The organism is Silvimonas iriomotensis, from assembly GCF_014645535.1.
In the GTDB taxonomy this organism is placed as follows: domain Bacteria; phylum Pseudomonadota; class Gammaproteobacteria; order Burkholderiales; family Chitinibacteraceae; genus Silvimonas; species Silvimonas iriomotensis.
The window spans coordinates 29490-45762 of record NZ_BMLX01000010.1 but is presented as its reverse complement, the minus strand read 5'-3'; the positions used below and the strand labels follow the sequence as shown (position 1 = coordinate 45762).

Below are 16273 nucleotides of genomic sequence, written 5' to 3'. Positions count from 1 at the left end.
TTGATCCGGGCACCGTTTGCTCCATATTAAAGCTACATCAGGTTACAGTGATGAACCCGCGGCACGCCGCGTATTTTGCTGCTTCGACCACAGAACAGAGTCAACGCACCCATGTCCGAGATCGCCAAGCCGCTGTATGGCAGCAAGATTGATATTGCTTCCTTGCTGATCACCGCCGCGTTCATTTTCGCCTCACTGGCGCTCAATCTCATTCCGGCCCTGTTTGCCGGCATGATCACGTTCATCCTGATCCACGCCTTTGCGCCCGTGGTCTCGCGCCTTGCCAAGGGATCACGCGGGCGTTTGCTGGCGGCCCTGTTGCTGGCGGCCATCATTGTCGCGGCCATGGTGGGCTTGTCGCTGGCGGCTTCGGCTTTTGTGCGCAGCGAAACCGGGTTGTCGGCGCTGTTCCAGAAAATGGCACAGATTCTGGATGATGCCTCGGACACCTTGCCCGACAGTCTGGCCTCTTACTTACCCAATAACGCGGAAGAAGCGCGGCAGATGACAGTGGAATGGCTGCGTACCCATTCGACCGAAATGCGGTTGTTTGGTGCGCAGGCCGGCAAGGTTTTTGTCCACGCACTGATTGGCCTGGTGATTGGCGCGCTGGTGGCCATTCACGACATCATGCCGGAAGAAAACAGCAAACCGCTGGCGGCCGCGCTGCGCTGCCGTACCCGCATGTTCACGCGCTCGTTCCGGCAGGTGGTGGTGGCGCAAATCCGCATTTCCGCGCTTAACACGTTTTTTACCGCGCTGTATCTGATGGTGGTGTTACCGCTGTGCGGCGTGCATTTGCCGCTGACCAAGACCATGGTCCTGGTGGCGTTTATTGTCGGGCTGTTGCCGGTGATTGGTAATCTCATCTCCAACACAGTGATCTTTGTGGTCAGCCTTTCGCACTCGCTGCCCATTGCCGTGGGCTCGCTGGTGTTCCTGATCGTCATCCACAAACTGGAATACTTCCTGAATGCCCGCATCGTCGGCAGCCGCATTCACGCCAGCGCGTGGGAGCTGCTGCTGGCCATGCTGCTGCTGGAAACCATGTTCGGTATTGCCGGGCTGGCGGCAGCGCCAGTGTTCTACGCTTACCTGAAAAGTGAACTGGCGCTGCGCAACCTGGTGTGAATGGGTAGACGGGGCATGCATCGCCCCGTCGGTCGTGGTCGTGTCGCTCAGACCTGTGCGGTTTGCTGACCGCACAGCACATGTTCCAGCGTCTGCCGCAGCAAGCGCAGACCGTCACGGATTTCCCGTTCCGTGCTGTTGAGCGCCGGCATGAAGCGCAGGCTGAGCGGGCGCGGCGAGTTCAGCAACAAGCCGTTGCGGCGGGCGGCATCCACCACCTGCGGCCCGATCGACGCCCCCAGTTCCAGTGCCAGCAGCAAGCCGGCCCCGCGTACTTCGCCCAGTGACAGATCGTGGCTGATCTGGCTCAGGCCATCATGCAATTGCTGGCCGCGCAGTTCAACGTTTTCCAGGAAGCCTGGCGCCAGCAGCGCGTTCAGCACGGCGGTGCCGACTGCGGCGGTCAGCGGGTTGCCGGCAAACGTGCCGCCCTGATCGCCCGGCTGGAACACACTGCAATGCTGTTTTGCCAGCAAGGCCGCGATCGGCACGCCGCCGCCCAGACCCTTGCCCAGCGTCATGACGTCGGGTTCGATGCCGTATTGTTCGTAGGCAAACAGCGTGCCGGTGCGGCCGCAGCCAGTCTGGATTTCATCCAGGATCAGCAACAGTTTGTGTTCGTCGCACAGCGCACGCAGGCCGCGCATGAACGCCAGGGATGCCGGATTGACGCCGCCTTCGCCCTGGATGGGTTCGAGCATGATGGCGACAGTCTGCGGGCCGATCAGCGCCTTGACGCTGTCCAGATCATTGAGCACGGCTTTGGGGAAGCCTGGCACCTGCGGCGGAAAATACGTATCCCAGCCCGGTTTGCCAGAGGCCGACATCATGGCGATGGTGCGGCCATGGAATGCCTTGTCAAAACTGATGACCTCGAACGCGCCGTTTTTGTGTAGTTGGCCCCATTTGCGCGCCAGCTTGATCGCGCCTTCGTTGGCTTCGGCCCCGGTGTTGCACAGAAAAACCTGGTCGAGCACGCTGTGGCGGGTCAGCAATGTGGCCAGTTCAATGGCCGGCAGGTTGTGAAAAGCCGGGCTGGCGGTGATCAGCGTGCTGGCTTGCCGGGCCAGCGCCGCGACGACAATGTCCGGCGCGTGCCCCAGACAATTGACCGCCCAGCCTTGCATCCAGTCCAGATAGGCCAGACCCGCTTCGTCGTACAGGTATGCGCCGGCGCCGCGCACAAACATGACGGGCGGGCGTTCGGTAATCGACATCAGGTGCGACGTGTTGCGGTACAGGCTGGTCATTGTCTTCTCCGGGGGCAAAGTGCAAAAAAAAACGGGCCGCGAGTTGTTTGCTCGCGGCCCGTTGATCTGGTCTTGTCGGTGATGGCGCTGGCGGTGCTAACCCGCTCTGGCTATCCGACTCGCCCATGGCAACGCGCCACGGCCGGCCGAGGAGGCTCGGGCGGCCGCGTTGTTGCGTCGATTCAGGGCGATGAATGTAGTCATGTTTTTTATCGTGCCGGGCAACGGCGGTACATGTCAACGGGGTAACTTAAAAAAATGCTGCAATCCTTTTGCACGGGTCAATGTGCTGTGGTTGCCGGCAGTTGGCCGTGGTTCGCAGAGGATGCCTACAGCGCATCCACCGCCAGATAATTGCCCTCACGCGGGCCACCCCATTGGGCAAGGCTGGCATCGCTGGACGCCACATGGATGGTTTCTGCCAGCGCAGCGCGCTCCCATGCCTGCATGCCAGGGTGATCGAGCATCAGATCGCGGTAGGCCGCCGCCGCTTCCGGCAGGGCCACGTTGTAGCAAAAGAAGCGCCAGACCACCGGGGCGAACATGGCATCCGCGATACTGAAGTCGCCAAACAGGTATGGGCCTTTGTTGCCAGAAAAATGCGCCTGACAGTCTTGCCAGAGCTGGCAGATGCGCTCTACATCTGCGGCGACCGCAGCCGGCAGCGGGCCACCTTTGGCGCGGGCTTTGACGTTCATGGGCATGGCATTGCGCAGTGCGCCAAAGCCGGCGTGCATTTCGCTGGCGACACTGCGCGCCACCGCCCGTGCGTGTCTGTCGGCGGGCCAGGCTTGCGGATAAAGCTCGGCTACGTATTCGCAGATGGCCAGGCTTTCGCAGATATGAATGGCGTCATCGTGCAGCGCGGGAACCAGGCCGTTGTCGGCATAGGGCCGATGCGTGTCGTTGGGGCCCAGGCCGCGTACCTGCACCGGGACCTCCAGAAAGTCGGCCCCCAGATGGGTCAGCAAAAGCCAGGGGCGTAGCGACCACGACGAATAGTTTTTGTTGCCGATGTAAAGCGTGAGCATCCGGTAAGCGTCCTTGACGGGTTAATGCAGGGTAGCAGGGGCAGCCACATTCACCGCGCGGCGCCGCAAGTGCCGGGCCAGGCGTGACAGCTGCATGATGCCCCACAGCGTCATTTGCAGCGGCAGGGCCCGGGTGCGGATGACCCGCAGCGTGCCATGACCTTCAATCAGCGCGCGGCCCGGCGGCAGTTCCAGCGTTTCGTGGCCGGCCAGCACAAAATCGCGCGAGATACCGGTCACGGTAATCCAGGCTTCACCCTCATCACAGGTAATGCGGTAGCCCTTGCGCAGGGTGAGTTGCATCAAGGCGCCGTTTTGCAGGATCAGTCTGGTATCGCTGTACATGGTCGTCTGGCCTTCGGGGTGGCAGTGGTTTGCGTGGTTTCACTATATCTGCAGCACGTCGGCATAAAAATCGATATATTTTCGATGTTTATGTGAACAAAACTAACATAGAAAAACCATGCCCCAATTGCCGCCATTGCCCGCCCTGCGGGCGTTTGAAGCCGTATCCCGCCTGGGTTCTGTCGTGCAGGCGGCCGGAGAATTGTGTGTAACGCACGGCGCGGTCAGCCATCAGTTGCGCGCGCTGGAAGAATTCCTGGGCGTGCCCTTGTTTCAGCGCCAGGGCAAGCGGCTGATCCTGAGTGATGAAGGCCGCGTTTATGCCATGCAGATCAGAACCTCACTGGCAGAAATCGAGGAAGCGACCCAATGGGTACTGGCCGGGCCCCGGCCCAATGAACTGGTGATTGCGGTCATCCCGTCATTTGCATCGCACTGGTTGTTGCCCCGCCTTGCCCGTTTTCAGGCGCAGTTTCCGGAATACCGCATTCGCTTGCGCGCCAGCCTGGCGTTTGATGACCTGCGCGGCGGGGTGGTCGATATGGCCATCCGCATGGGCAACGGGCAGTGGCCTGACGTCAAGCAGAGCTTTTTGTTTGAGGACCATCTGGTGGCGGTTGCCGCACCGCACTTCAACGGCGGTGATCTGCCGCAAACGCCGCGCGCCATGCTCAAGAGCACCATTTTGCGCTCAGTCGAAAACTGGCGGCCGTGGTTTCAGGCTGCCGGCATCAGCGCGGCCGAGCCCGATGGCCTGCATTGCAATGACTCCAACTTGCTGATCGAAGCGCTCAAGCTGGGGCTGGGGATCGCACTGACGCGTTTTTCGCTGGTGGCCGGTTTGCTGGCGCGCGGTGAACTGGTGCAACTGGGCCCGATCAGCGTGCCGTACCCCAACCGCGGTTACTGGCTGGTCTGGCCGGGGCGGACCGACGGCACGCGCAAACTCAAGGATTTTTCGGCCTGGTTGATTGATGAGGTCAAACAGTTTGAGGACGCGCGTCCGCAGGTGCTGCGCAGCGTGCAGGCAGGCAAAAAAAGTCCCGCAACACCGGGGGAAGACGCGCAGGTCTGACGGTATTGCGGGCGCTGGAAACGCAGGGTACTTCTGTTTGTTCAGGCGCTTGCTGTTCTGAAAATCGGCCTTGCTTGCTGCAGCTTCGTGTATCCCCTTGCATGGCGGGTGCGATCCGTCGTGATCTTGATTTGCAATGTTTTCACGCCGGTCTGTTTGTTTGGGCGGGGCCTTGATATGCCAGTGTGTTGTCCCGATGATTGAACAGTTAAACAAATGGCCGCCGGTGCCGCGCTGCACGGTAGCTGGATATCCCCTGGTGCTACAGGGTTATTGTTCGCCGCACGCATGTTTGCGGGGTTTGATTGTTTGTTCTGGCAAATAATAGGCCAAATCCTACCCCTGGATAAACCACCCAATAATGGATATATTGTCCAACCATGAGAACAAATGACTGGAACGACTGGCACTGCTTTGTGAGCGTTGCCAGACTGGGCGGGTTTACCCGTGCGGCAGAACGCATGGATGTACCCAAGTCAACGGTCAGCATGGCGGTGGCCAGACTGGAACAGCGCCTGGGTGTGCGCTTGCTGGAACGCAGTACGCGGCGCATGCGGCTGACCGAAGACGGCGAGCGGCTGATGCAAGAGATCGGCCCGTTGTTCGAGCGGCTGGAAGATATTGCCGATCACGTGGATGCCGGTGATGCCTCGCTGGGCGGCGTCTTGCGCATCGCCGCGACGTACGAGTTCGGCAGCATGCAGCTGGGGGATGTCATCACCGAAATGATGCTGCGCCACCCCAAATTGTCGATTGAAGTCGATGTTGTCTCCGGTATTGTTGATCCGCTGGCCGATGGCTATGACATCGCCTTTGTGGTGACGGCCTTGCCCTTGCCGGATTCGCGCCAGGTGGCGCGGCGCGTGTTTGATACCTCGCGCAGCCTGTTTGCCTCGCCGGAACTGGTGGCCCGTTATGGCCTGCCGCGTACTCCGGCCGATCTGGCCCACTGGCCGCTGATTGCCGCGCCTTATGAAAGCGAGTGGACTTTCTCCAGCCCGGATGAGCGCGAATCCATGGTCGTGCCGCTGCACCCGCGTTTGCGTACCGCCAATGCCTGGCTGCGGGTGCGGGCTGCGGTCTCCGGCCTTGGTGCTACCGTGCTGGCGCGCAGTTTTTGCGAAGATGAGTGCGATGCGGGCCGCCTGGTGCCGCTGTTGCCAGGGTACGAGCCCAATCCGCTGCGCATTTACGCCTTGCTGCCGGCACGCAGCCTGATGCCCGCCAAGAGCCGGCATTTTCTGGATGCGGTAGAGGCCTTGCTCACCGATACGCCGTTCTCCAAACCGGCGCCGTGGGTCACCATCAATTCCCTGCCGGGCTGAGCGGGCCGCCCGGCGCGGGCGCGTCGTTTTCCAGCTGGGTGTTGAGCCACTGATAAAAGCGCGTGATGGCTGCCTCGCGCACGTGGTTTTCCCGCCAGGCTACAAAGTACTCCATGCTGGCAGGGATAGAGATATCCCCGATCTGCACCAGATTGCCGTTCTCGATATCGTGCCGCGCCATGCGCCAGCGGGCGGTGGCCAGGCCCTGACCGGCCACGGCGGCTTGCAGCATGATGCCCGGATCATCAAACACCGGCCCGCGCTCGGGTTCATCCGGCGGCAAACCTGCGGCGGTCAGCCAGTCACGCCATGAACGCATGGTCCAGCGCAGCATGGGCATGCGCGGAACGTCGGCCAGCGTATAGCCCGGGTAGCGCGCCAGCAGGGTGGGGCTGGCCACGGCAATGACCCGGTCATCCAGCAATTTGCGGCACAGATAACCCTTGCGGTTGATGCGCCGGTGCCAGATGCCGATATCCACGCTGTCCGGGTCCGGCGGTTCCAGCTGGTAGTGAATGCGCAACATCAATTCGATATCCGGATGTTGCTCAGCAAATGCCGCTAACCGGCGTATCAGCCAGGCACTGGCAAAGTCAGCCATCACGCTGACTTGCAGATTGGTCACGCCAGCCCCCTGGGCTCGGGCCTGGTCCAGCGCGTCGGCCAGGTCTTCCAGCGACTTGCGCACGGCCGCGGCCAGCCGCTCGCAAGCCGGCGTCGGGATCATGCGCGGGCCCGAGCGGTTGAAGAGGACTGTTCCCAACTCGTCTTCCAGCGCCCGCAGGTGGTGGCTGATCGCGCTGTGCGTCACGTTCAGTTCTTGTGCCGCACGGGTGAAACTGTGCAGGCGGGCGGCGGTTTCCAGCGCCCGCAGGGCGGGCAGGGGCGGGATACGGGGCTTCATGCCAGCAAATTTTACTCACAATGCCCGTTGAAAGCTTTCGTTCGCGTTGCGGGCAGATAAACGGGACAATACAAGCCATTGTTGAATGTTTGCCGGATCTGTTTCATGCCTGCCGCCCTGCGCGTTTTTGTGTTGTTTGCCCTCGGGTATTTTGTCTCTTACGTCTATCGCGGCGTAAACCTTGGTTTTGCGCCGTATCTGACGCATGAAATGGGTTTGTCCGGTGCAGACCTGGGTTTGCTGACCAGCCTGTATTTCCTGGGGTTTGCCAGCGCGCAATTGCCGGTGGGCATTTTGCTGGATCGCTTTGGCTCGCGCCGGGTCACCGCCATCCTGATCCTGATTGCCGCCGCGGGTTCTGCCATTTTCGGCATGGCCCATGGCAAGACCGGTTTGATGATCGGGCGCTTGCTGATCGGCGTGGGTTTGTCGGCGTGCCTTGGGGCGGCCTTCAAGGCGCTGGCCCAGTGGTATGAGGTCAAGCGCTTGCCGCTGGTCAATGGGCTGACCATGGCGGTGGGCGGGCTGGGTGGCGTGGCCATGGGCTCGCCGTTGCTGTGGCTGTTGAGCAAGACCGACTGGCGCAGCGTGTGCCTGGGGTTGTCGGTGTTTTCGGTCGCGGTGGCGCTGGCGATCTGGTTTGCCGTGCCATCCAGCAAGGAAGTCTCAACCCGTACTGAGTTCCGCACGCAACTGGCGGGCACCTGGCAGGTTTTGCGCAGTGGCGTGTTCTGGCGGATTGCCGCGTTCTCCTCGCTCACCCAGGCCGTGTTCTACACCATGCAATCGTTGTGGGTGGCGCCGTGGCTGCGCGATGTAAATGGCTTGTCGGCACAGGATGCAGGCCGGGTGATCTCGATACTCGGGGTGGCCATGGTCGTGGGGAGCGTGGGTTTTGGTTTTCTGGCGCGCTCGCTGGAGCACCGCGGCGTGAGCGTGCGTACCTTCAGTGGCCTTGGCATGCTGGTGTTCGTGTTGATCCAGGCGTTGATCATGCTGCAAATCCCGGTGCCGGCATGGGTGCTGTGGACGGGCTACGGCCTGTTTGGCGGTTGCGGCATCCTGAGCTACGCCGTGCTGGTCGAGCATTTCCCGCTCAATCTGATCGGCCGGGTGAACACCAGCCTGACGCTCGTGATCTTTGTGCTGATTTTCTTTGGCCAGGTGGCAGTGGGTGCGGTGCTGGATTTCTGGCCGGTCGTGAACGGGCATTACCCGCCCGTGGCGCATCTGACCGCTTGGGGTATTTTGCTGGCGCTGCAGCTGCTGGCGGCGATCTGGTACTTTGCGCCCAAGCCCAAAGTCATCTCGCTGCATATCTACGGCTAGGCTGCTGATCGCTCTGCGCAGCGCCTGCGGGAAGGTTGAATGACCTTAACCCTGGCTGCGCGGGTCGGCACTGGCCAGCAAATGCAGAAATTGCTGCAGCCGGTCGCGGATGTCGACAACGTCTTCCAGCGGCAGGGGCAGGGCGCAGATCAGGCCACGCGGTACGTCCTCGGCCTTTGCCTTGAGCGAGCGGCCTTCTTCCGTCAGGTCAACCACCACCCGGCGTTCATCGCCCGGATCACGCTGACGGCTGATCAGCCCGCGCGCTTGCAGACGCTTGAGTAGCGGCGTGAGCGTGCCGGTATCCAGAAACAGCTGCTTGCCCAGATCACCCACGCTGCGCGGCGCGGTTTCCCATAACGCCAGCATCACCAGATATTGCGGGTAGGTCAGGTCGATGTCTTCCAGTAGCGGGCGATACAACCGGGTCATCAGGTTGCTGGCCGCATATAGCGGAAAACACAATTGCTGATCAAGTTTAAGCAGGTCTGACATGGTAATCCGTGAGAGTGCAGGCGCCGTAACGATAGCATGAGCCGCAGCCCATGCCATCGTCAGGCCGTGCCGGGTACTCAGGCGGCGACAGCAGTGACATCCACCTGGATATTGCCGCGCGTGGCGTGAGAGTACGGGCAGACCTGGTGCGCCTTGGCGACGATGTCTTCTGCCGTGGCCTGATCCACGCCCTTGATGGTGGCCGTCAGTGCCACTTGCAGCTTGAAGCCGCCATCTTCACGCGGGCCGATGCCCACTTCGGCTTCTACCTGCGTCTCACCCAGTTTGATTTTGGCCTGGCCGGCCACGTACAGCATGGCGCTTTCAAAACATGCGGCATAACCCGATGCAAACAGTTGTTCCGGGTTGGTGCCGGTCTTGCCGCTGCCGCCCAGTTCACGCGGCAGGGCCAGATCTGCAGAAAAGCTGCCGTCAGCGGTGGCAACCTGGCCGTTACGGCCGCCGTGGGTGGTTGCTTTGGTGCGATACAGAATAGTCATGATGATGCTCCTTGGTTGTGTTTGAGGTGTTGTTGCAGTGTTCTTGCTAAAAATAATATTGTGCACAATATAAATGTGCAACGCATAAATAAAAAAGATGGACAAACGGTCAGAATGTCATTCGGGTAAGGCGCGGGTGATCCGGATAGAAGTACGAATAAACAATGACTTGCAATCTGGTTGGCCGGGATGGATCAAATCCGGATTGGAGAAAGTAGTTACGGCGCGCCGACTACAAGCGCCGGATAATCGATCAGACCATCCATGTAAAAAAAGGTCAGTCACAATGACTTCTGCAACCCGCCCGGCACAATCGCCGGCCAGTGCCGTGTTTCGTGTGGTCAGCGGCAACTTCCTGGAAATGTACGACTTCATGGTGTACGGCTATTACGCCAGCGCCATCGCCAAAACGTTTTTCCCCAGCGGTAGCGAATTTCTTTCCTTGATGCTGGCGCTGGTCACGTTCGGGGCCGGTTTCCTGATGCGCCCGCTGGGTGCCATCGTGCTGGGTTCATATATTGACCGCCATGGTCGCCGCGCCGGCCTGATTGTCACGCTGGCACTGATGGCCTGTGGCACCTTGCTGATTGCCTGTGTGCCGGGCTACAGCACCATCGGCCTGGCCGCGCCGTTGCTGGTGGTGGCGGGGCGTCTGCTGCAAGGGTTCTCGGCCGGGGTGGAACTCGGCGGGGTCTCGGTCTATCTGGCGGAAATCGCCAGCCCGGGCAACAAGGGGTTTTATGTGAGCTGGCAATCGGCCAGCCAGCAGGTGGCCGTGGTGTTTGCGGCGGTGCTGGGGGTATTGCTGGCATCCAATCTGTCGCATGGGCAGATGGATGAATGGGGCTGGCGCGTGCCGTTTGTTGTCGGCTGTCTGATCGTGCCATTCCTGTTCATCATCCGTCGCTCTTTACAGGAAACGGAAGAATTCCAGAAGCGCAAACATCGTCCGTCGCCCAAAGAGATTCTGGATTCCATCCTCAAGAACTGGGGCATTGTCATTCTGGGCACGCTGCTGGTGGTGATGACCACGGTGTCGTTCTACATGATCACCGCGTATACCCCGACCTTTGGCAAACACGAACTGCATCTTTCGGATACTGATGCGCTGATCGTTACCGTCTGCGTGGGGATTTCCAACCTGTTCTGGCTGCCAGTCATGGGGGCGCTGTCTGACCGCATTGGTCGCCGGCCGCTGTTGCTGACGTTCACCACGCTCAGCCTGTTGACGGCCTACCCGGCGCTGGCCTGGCTGGTGACGGCGCCGTCGTTCGGGCATTTGTTGCTGGTGGAGTTGTGGCTGTCCTTTATCTACGCCAGCTACAACGGCGCCATGGTGGTGTCGCTGATTGAAATCATGCCGGTTCACGTGCGCACGACCGGGTTCTCTATGGCCTACAGTCTGGCAACCGCCATTTTCGGTGGCTTTACGCCCGCGGTTTCCACCTGGCTGATCCAGGTGACCGGCAACAAAGCCATGCCCGGGGTGTGGCTGACTTTTGCTGCAGCCAGCGGCCTGATCGCCACGCTGATCCTGAACCGGATGGGTTTGTTTGAAAAAGTGGAGCGTGCGGTGCATCTGGCCCGCGCCTGATCGCCGCTGGCCAGGCAACAAGGCCCGCACCACAGCCCGCGCTGGATCGTCAGCGCGGGTTTTTATTTGGTGGTTACCCGGTGAGACTGGCCGTTGCTTACGACACATTCTTACATTCAAGGCGTGGGTGAGTGGCATGCCCTGCGCAGCGAAATACAAATTTTCTGACCAAAAACAGCATTTTCTGATGTATGCGACTTGATACATTAGTAAATGCTGTCATACTCCCGTTCCACACATGCTTACCTGATTTTTCAGGCTGCGCGCATTTTGAGCCGATCCTTCGGCCCGTGCGCAGGCGGGCTTATCTGTTTCAGTTTCTGTTTTGGGTCTTGCAACATGAACAACAAGATTGTGATCTCCACCGTGATTGCCACCGCCTTGCTGGCGGGTTGCGCAACCGAATCCTCCCGCAGCATTGCCGTACCGCAAACGGCGGCGGCCAGCGTGGCCTGGCATGGCGCGCGCTCGCCCATTGCCGTGGGCAAGTTTGATAACCGCTCCAGCTATATGCGCGGCATTTTCTCTGACAACGTCGACCGTCTGGGCAGCCAGGCCAAGACCATCCTGATCACCCATCTGCAGCAGACCGGCCGCTTCAATGTGCTTGATCGCGACAACATGGCCGAGATCAAGCAAGAAGCCAGCATCCAGGGCAAGGCGCAGGATCTGAAGGGCGCCGACTACGTGGTGACCGGCGATGTGACCGAATTTGGTCGCAAGGAAACCGGCGACACCCAACTGTTTGGCCTGCTGGGTCGTGGCAAGTCGCAAGTGGCGTACGCCAAGGTCGCGCTCAATATCGTGAATACGCGCACGTCTGAAGTGGTGTATTCCGCGCAAGGCGCCGGCGAGTACGCGCTGGATAACCGTGAAGTGCTGGGCTTTGGCGGCACGGCCAGTTATGACTCCACCCTGAACGGCAAGGTGCTTGATCTGGCCATTCGCCAGGCCGTCGATAACCTCGTCAGCGGCATCAACAGCGGCGCCTGGCAACCGGCCGCCCACTAACCGTCCTTTATAGAGATCATCATGAATTTTGTTTCCCGTACCCGCATGGGTTGGGTTGGGCTTGTGCTTGCCGCCGCATTGAGCGGTTGCGCCCAGCAGCCACAGCAAATCTATGGCTGGGGCCATTATCAGGACTCGCTCTACACGTATTTCAAGGGCGAAGATCTGGACGAACAAAAGCAGATTGATCTGCTGCAGGCTGACCTGCAACAGATGCAAGGCAAGGGCAAGGCCTGCCCGCCGGGCCTGCATGCGCAACTGGGTTTGCTGTATGCGCGCCAAGGCAAGGCTGATGAAGTCGCCCGTGAATTCGCGACTGAAAAACAGCTTTATCCGGAATCTGCGGCGTACATGGATTTCTTGCTGCGCAACTTCAAACAACAGCAACAGGTAGCCAAAAAATGATGTTCAAACAATTGCGCCTGATTCTGGCTGTGGCTGTCCTGGCCGTCCTGGCAACCGGTTGTGCCAACCGTGGTCCGGCCATGGATTACACGGCGTATCGCGAAAGCCATCCGGCGTCGATCCTGGTGCTGCCACCGGTCAACAAGTCGCCGGACATCACTGCGTCCTACAGTTTGTTGTCGCTGGTGACCATGCCGCTGGCCGAGTCCGGTTACTACGTGGTGCCGGTTGCTGTGGCCGACGAAACCTTCAAGCAGAACGGCCTGACGACTGCGGATGAAATCCAGGCCGTGCCTGTCGACAAATTGCACAGCATCTTCGGTGCAGATGCCGGCCTGTACATTACGGTGTCGCAATACGGCGCCAGCTATCGCGTGGTTGATAGTGTGGTGAACGTAGAAGCGACGGCCCGCCTGGTTGACCTGCGGACCGGCAAAGAGTTGTGGACCGGCCACGCCTTTGCCTCCAGCGCCGAGAACCAGAACAGTTCTGGCGGCGGTTTGATCGGCATGCTGGTCACCGCGGTGGTGAACCAGCTGATCAACAACCTGAGCGACAAGAGCCACGCCATTGCCGGCATTACCAGCTGGCGCCTGTTGTCGGCGGGTCAACCCAATGGCCTGCTGTACGGCCCGCGCTCGCCCAAGTACGGCAAGACGGCGACCAACTAAGCGCGCCTGCCGGTCAGCAGACCGGATCGATGCAAACGGCCGTTCCGCCCGGGACGGCCGTTTTTTTTTATTGCCGCAATGGAATGACGCCGTGGCTCAGGCGTAGGCGCGCACGCCGGTCAGGCGATCGGCATTCACAAAGCGGTAGCCGCGTGATTTGAGCGCCGGGATCAGTTGCTCCACGATCTCGACCACGTTGTGCATGTTGGTCGGGCCTTCATGCAGCATGATGATGGCTTGCGGGTGAATCTGGCGCAGCACGGTTTCGATGACCCGTTCCACATGGCCCGGCGTGTCCGGGTTTTCCCAGTTCCGCGGGTCGATAGACCAGCCCATGATCCGGAAATCATGTCGCACCAGCATGCGCAATTGTTCGGTGGTCAACTCGGCGTAGGGAGGGCGGAACAGGCGCGGGCGCAAGTGTGCCAGCCGCTGGAATTCCTGATCGGTGCGCTGGATCTGTTCTTGCCAGAAATCGGTGACAGACAAACTGCTGGCACGGACATGATCCCAGGTATGGCTGCCCACGGTGTGGCCGTCGGCCAGGATCTGCCGCAGCAATTGCTGGTTGCCGGCCAGCAGATTACCCTGCCAGAAAAACGTGGCCGGGGTCTGGTGCAGACGCAGCAAATCCAGCAGCGGTGCTGTGGTTGAAGCCGGGCCGTCACTGAAGGTCAGGGCGATTTCCAGGCGGCTGCCGTTTCCCTGATAGAAACAGTGATCCGGGTATTGCGCAGCAAGCCGCCGGGCATGGGCAAGATCAAGTTCCTGCTGATACATCGCTGTGAAGCCCTGAAAAAAAGTCAGACGGAAATTGCAAACGAGCGTGTCCGTACACGGCAGGGGTCCACCTTGTGTCCTGCGGTTTCGTCAGCGGCGCCGTCATGGGGCGCCACTTGTTTGTGTGTGAGACTTACTGGGTATGGCCCGACCGGATGGGGCCTTTTTCCACGGGCAAGGTCAGAATGGCGACCGCGCCTGTGGCCCCGTTCTCCAATCGTAACTGACCGCCGTGCTTCTGTGCGATATTGCGCGCAATCGCCAACCCCAAACCAACGCCACCGGTATCGCGCGAGCGTGAGTTTTCAACCCGGAAAAACGGGTCAAACACGCTTTCCAGATACTGCGCCGGAATGCCCGGCCCGTTATCGGCAACCCGGATTTCCAGCTCCCGGCCGGTGACACTGGCGTGCACCCGGGCCGACTCGCCGTATTTGACAGCGTTCTCGATCAGATTGCCAATGCAACGGCGGATAGAGCTGACACTGGCGCGTACCGTCACGCCGGTCTGGCCGTCGTAACTGACATCCTGGCCGGTGTCGGTGGCATCAACGCAGACGGTTTCCAGCAATGAATCAATATCCACGCTCTGGAAATGCTCCACCGAGTTCATGCTGCGCGCAAATTCCAGGCCTTCCCGCACCATTTGCTGCATGGCCGCCAGATCGCCCAGCAATTGCCGGCGCAGGATATCGTCAGAGACTTTTTCCAGGCGCAGCCGCATGCGGGTCAGCGGGGTTTGCAGGTCATGGGCAATGGCCGAGAGCATGAACATGCGCTGCTCGATGTGCTTGCGGATCTGCGCCTGCAAACCATTGACCGCGGCGATGGCGTCGCGGATTTCGCCTGGACCTTTTTCCGGCAGGGGCGGGCGATCAATATTGCGGCCCAGTTCCTGTGTCAGATTGGTCAGGCGACGCAAGGGTTTGACCGCCATGCGCGCACCGGCGTAGGCCAGAATGGCAATCAGCCCGAAAAAGACCAGCCAGTGCCACGGAAAATTGAAATGACCCGGCTGGCCAGCGGGTGGCGGCGGTGGCGGGCCAAACGACCAGCCAAGCGACAAATGCAGCGGCGTACCGTCGCTTAGCGTCAGGTCCAGCAGATGACAACCGCCCCGATCCGGCGACATGCCCGGGCCAGGCGCGCGCGGGAACAAGCCGCCAGTTGCCGGCATGCCATCGTTATGGTGGACGCAATCTGCGCCAGCGCCGGCCTGGCGGACAGACACCCCTTTGGGCAGGCGCGCGCGCAACAGCGTGATCAGGTCACTGTCTTCATGGCTGACAAGGGGTTGTGGCGAGGTCAGCGAGGCACGCAAGCCGACTTGCGGGCCGGACTGGGCAATTTGCGGGCGGACCGAATCGGGCACGGATTCCATCAGCCGCACAAACTGCGCCACGCGCTCGGCTTCGTGCTCGTTGCGCATGGATTGCATGGTCTGGCGGTCTTCGCGGATAGCCAGCGCAGCCGTGACAAAGATGGCCACCAGAATGCCGGTGGCCAGCAACATGAAAACGCGGTTGGTGATCGAGCCAAAGATGGCTTGCAGCAGTTTCATTCTGATCAGTGTTCTACGGCCACGCTGGTCGAGAGCACGTAGCCTTCGTTGCGTACGGTCTTGATCAGTTGCGGCGCGCGGGCATCGTCACCCAGTTTCTGGCGCAAGCGGCTGATTTGCAGATCGATCGAACGCTCGAACGGGTCCGCGTCGCGGCCTTGCGTCATGTTCAGGATCTGGTCGCGATTGAGTACGCGCTGCGGGTGTTCCAGCAAAATCTTCAGCAAGCGGAACTCGCCGCCAGACAGCATGACCAGCACGCCGTCGGTACGCACCAGGTGGCGCGCGCGCAGATCAAGCGTCCAGCCGGCAAATTTCATGGATGTCGCGTCCGGCGCATCCAGGTTGGGCGGCAGCGCCCAGGTACGGCGCAGTACCGTGCGGACACGGGCAACCAGTTCACGCGGTTCAAACGGCTTGGTCAGGTAATCGTCTGCGCCCATTTCAAGGCCCAGGATGCGATCAACCGGATCACCACGCGCGGTCAGGATGATGACCGGCACCCCCGAGTTGGCCCGCAGGTTGCGGCACAGTGTCAGGCCGTCTTCGCCAGGCAAGGTCAGATCAAGGACAACCAGATCCACCTTGCTGGTTTCCATGACCTTTTGCATGGAGGTGCCGTCGGCAGCCATGATGGTTTTGAAACCGTGCGAGTCCAGATAATCGGCCAGCAAGGTGCGGATTTCCTGATCGTCATCGACAACCAGAATGCGGGAAGGGGTTTGAGTGTCCATGGCGACCGATTATGTCAAAGCTGCAAATGCGCACACGCCAGGTTTGTATCTGCAAGTATCAAACCAGACAAAAAGGACGCGCTGATACAAACTTTATGGCCGATTGCAAGGACTGATACAAAATACTCATTT

The 16273-nt window shown here is 60.4% G+C and carries 17 protein-coding genes; 8 read left to right on the top strand and 9 right to left on the bottom strand.

The window, feature by feature from the left end; translation table 11 throughout:
- Nucleotides 1–111 precede the first annotated feature (111 nt).
- The gene (locus tag IEX57_RS20775; RefSeq protein ID WP_188707181.1) at nucleotides 112–1131 is read left to right on the top strand and encodes an AI-2E family transporter; all 1020 of its coding nucleotides are present in this window, start codon (nucleotides 112–114) and stop codon (nucleotides 1129–1131) included.
- A gap of 47 nt (nucleotides 1132–1178) precedes the next feature.
- On the opposite strand, the gene IEX57_RS20770 is transcribed toward IEX57_RS20775, so the two are convergent.
- From IEX57_RS20770 to IEX57_RS20760, 3 genes are all read right to left on the bottom strand, one after another.
- Nucleotides 1179–2381, bottom strand: coding sequence for an acetylornithine transaminase (locus IEX57_RS20770; RefSeq protein WP_188707179.1), 1203 nt, complete (start codon nucleotides 2379–2381; stop codon nucleotides 1179–1181).
- 329 nt (nucleotides 2382–2710) lie between these two features.
- Complete coding sequence (locus IEX57_RS20765) at nucleotides 2711–3412, bottom strand: glutathione S-transferase (RefSeq protein ID WP_188707177.1); 702 nt, start codon at nucleotides 3410–3412, stop codon at nucleotides 2711–2713.
- A gap of 21 nt (nucleotides 3413–3433) precedes the next feature.
- Complete coding sequence (locus IEX57_RS20760; protein ID WP_188707175.1) at nucleotides 3434–3757, bottom strand: DUF2917 domain-containing protein; 324 nt, start codon at nucleotides 3755–3757, stop codon at nucleotides 3434–3436.
- Nucleotides 3758–3875: 118 nt separating this feature from the next.
- On the opposite strand from IEX57_RS20760, the gene IEX57_RS20755 reads away from it, so the two are divergent.
- Entirely contained in the window at nucleotides 3876–4832 is a 957-nt protein-coding gene (locus tag IEX57_RS20755; protein WP_188707173.1) for a LysR substrate-binding domain-containing protein, read from the top strand.
- A 380-nt stretch (nucleotides 4833–5212) separates the two neighbouring features.
- Nucleotides 5213–6157 (top strand): LysR family transcriptional regulator, encoded by a 945-nt coding sequence (locus IEX57_RS20750; RefSeq protein WP_188707171.1) that lies wholly within the window; start codon nucleotides 5213–5215, stop codon nucleotides 6155–6157.
- Here IEX57_RS20750 and IEX57_RS20745 read toward each other — a convergent pair.
- Nucleotides 6138–7061: a LysR substrate-binding domain-containing protein gene (locus tag IEX57_RS20745; protein WP_188707169.1), complete on the bottom strand. Its 924-nt coding sequence runs from the start codon at nucleotides 7059–7061 to the stop codon at nucleotides 6138–6140. The two genes, IEX57_RS20750 and IEX57_RS20745, sit on opposite strands and share 20 nt — an antisense overlap.
- A gap of 105 nt (nucleotides 7062–7166) precedes the next feature.
- Between IEX57_RS20745 and IEX57_RS20740 the strand changes: the two genes are divergently transcribed.
- Entirely contained in the window at nucleotides 7167–8390 is a 1224-nt protein-coding gene (locus tag IEX57_RS20740; protein WP_188707167.1) for an MFS transporter, read from the top strand.
- Between the two features lie 45 nt (nucleotides 8391–8435).
- On the opposite strand, the gene IEX57_RS20735 is transcribed toward IEX57_RS20740, so the two are convergent.
- Both IEX57_RS20735 and IEX57_RS20730 read right to left on the bottom strand, forming a co-directional pair.
- Entirely contained in the window at nucleotides 8436–8885 is a 450-nt protein-coding gene (locus IEX57_RS20735) for a MarR family winged helix-turn-helix transcriptional regulator (protein WP_188707165.1), read from the bottom strand.
- A 77-nt stretch (nucleotides 8886–8962) separates the two neighbouring features.
- A complete protein-coding gene (locus IEX57_RS20730) occupies nucleotides 8963–9385 on the bottom strand; it encodes an organic hydroperoxide resistance protein (RefSeq protein WP_188707164.1) in 423 nt (140 codons plus the stop codon).
- Between the two features lie 286 nt (nucleotides 9386–9671).
- Here IEX57_RS20730 and IEX57_RS20725 point away from each other — a divergent pair, with 286 nt between their 5' ends.
- The 4 genes from IEX57_RS20725 (at nucleotide 9672) to IEX57_RS20710 (ending at nucleotide 13066) form a co-directional block, all read left to right on the top strand.
- Entirely contained in the window at nucleotides 9672–10979 is a 1308-nt protein-coding gene (locus IEX57_RS20725) for an MFS transporter (protein ID WP_188707162.1), read from the top strand.
- A 339-nt stretch (nucleotides 10980–11318) separates the two neighbouring features.
- Nucleotides 11319–11990, top strand: a complete 672-nt coding sequence (locus IEX57_RS20720; RefSeq protein ID WP_188707160.1) for a CsgG/HfaB family protein — start codon at nucleotides 11319–11321, stop codon at nucleotides 11988–11990.
- A gap of 21 nt (nucleotides 11991–12011) precedes the next feature.
- Nucleotides 12012–12395, top strand: a complete 384-nt coding sequence (locus IEX57_RS20715; protein WP_188707158.1) for a DUF4810 domain-containing protein — start codon at nucleotides 12012–12014, stop codon at nucleotides 12393–12395.
- Entirely contained in the window at nucleotides 12395–13066 is a 672-nt protein-coding gene (locus IEX57_RS20710) for a DUF799 domain-containing protein (protein WP_188707248.1), read from the top strand. Before IEX57_RS20715 ends, IEX57_RS20710 begins: the two co-directional genes overlap by 1 nt.
- Nucleotides 13067–13162: 96 nt before the next feature.
- On the opposite strand, the gene IEX57_RS20705 is transcribed toward IEX57_RS20710, so the two are convergent.
- The 3 genes from IEX57_RS20705 to IEX57_RS20695 form a co-directional block, all read right to left on the bottom strand.
- Nucleotides 13163–13846, bottom strand: coding sequence for a polysaccharide deacetylase family protein (locus IEX57_RS20705; protein ID WP_188707156.1), 684 nt, complete (start codon nucleotides 13844–13846; stop codon nucleotides 13163–13165).
- 133 nt (nucleotides 13847–13979) lie between these two features.
- Complete coding sequence (locus IEX57_RS20700) at nucleotides 13980–15407, bottom strand: sensor histidine kinase (RefSeq protein WP_188707154.1); 1428 nt, start codon at nucleotides 15405–15407, stop codon at nucleotides 13980–13982.
- Between the two features lie 5 nt (nucleotides 15408–15412).
- Complete coding sequence (locus tag IEX57_RS20695; RefSeq protein ID WP_188707152.1) at nucleotides 15413–16141, bottom strand: response regulator; 729 nt, start codon at nucleotides 16139–16141, stop codon at nucleotides 15413–15415.
- Nucleotides 16142–16273: the final 132 nt, after the last annotated feature.

Bases quoted from the DNA above. Each gene is read 5' to 3' on its own strand.
- IEX57_RS20765 (WP_188707177.1), bottom strand. From the start codon at position 3,412: ATGCTCACGCTTTACATCGGCAACAAAAACTATTCGTCGTGGTCGCTA.
- IEX57_RS20735 (WP_188707165.1), bottom strand. From the start codon at position 8,885: ATGTCAGACCTGCTTAAACTTGATCAGCAATTGTGTTTTCCGCTATAT.
- IEX57_RS20710 (WP_188707248.1), top strand. From the start codon at position 12,395: ATGTTCAAACAATTGCGCCTGATTCTGGCTGTGGCTGTCCTGGCCGTC.
- IEX57_RS20695 (WP_188707152.1), bottom strand. From the start codon at position 16,141: ATGGACACTCAAACCCCTTCCCGCATTCTGGTTGTCGATGACGATCAG.
- IEX57_RS20750 (WP_188707171.1), top strand. From the start codon at position 5,213: ATGAGAACAAATGACTGGAACGACTGGCACTGCTTTGTGAGCGTTGCC.
- IEX57_RS20740 (WP_188707167.1), top strand. From the start codon at position 7,167: ATGCCTGCCGCCCTGCGCGTTTTTGTGTTGTTTGCCCTCGGGTATTTT.
- IEX57_RS20720 (WP_188707160.1), top strand. From the start codon at position 11,319: ATGAACAACAAGATTGTGATCTCCACCGTGATTGCCACCGCCTTGCTG.
- IEX57_RS20705 (WP_188707156.1), bottom strand. From the start codon at position 13,846: ATGTATCAGCAGGAACTTGATCTTGCCCATGCCCGGCGGCTTGCTGCG.
- IEX57_RS20725 (WP_188707162.1), top strand. From the start codon at position 9,672: ATGACTTCTGCAACCCGCCCGGCACAATCGCCGGCCAGTGCCGTGTTT.
- IEX57_RS20715 (WP_188707158.1), top strand. From the start codon at position 12,012: ATGAATTTTGTTTCCCGTACCCGCATGGGTTGGGTTGGGCTTGTGCTT.
- IEX57_RS20730 (WP_188707164.1), bottom strand. From the start codon at position 9,385: ATGACTATTCTGTATCGCACCAAAGCAACCACCCACGGCGGCCGTAAC.
- IEX57_RS20700 (WP_188707154.1), bottom strand. From the start codon at position 15,407: ATGAAACTGCTGCAAGCCATCTTTGGCTCGATCACCAACCGCGTTTTC.
- IEX57_RS20775 (WP_188707181.1), top strand. From the start codon at position 112: ATGTCCGAGATCGCCAAGCCGCTGTATGGCAGCAAGATTGATATTGCT.
- IEX57_RS20745 (WP_188707169.1), bottom strand. From the start codon at position 7,061: ATGAAGCCCCGTATCCCGCCCCTGCCCGCCCTGCGGGCGCTGGAAACC.
- IEX57_RS20755 (WP_188707173.1), top strand. From the start codon at position 3,876: ATGCCCCAATTGCCGCCATTGCCCGCCCTGCGGGCGTTTGAAGCCGTA.
- IEX57_RS20770 (WP_188707179.1), bottom strand. From the start codon at position 2,381: ATGACCAGCCTGTACCGCAACACGTCGCACCTGATGTCGATTACCGAA.
- IEX57_RS20760 (WP_188707175.1), bottom strand. From the start codon at position 3,757: ATGTACAGCGATACCAGACTGATCCTGCAAAACGGCGCCTTGATGCAA.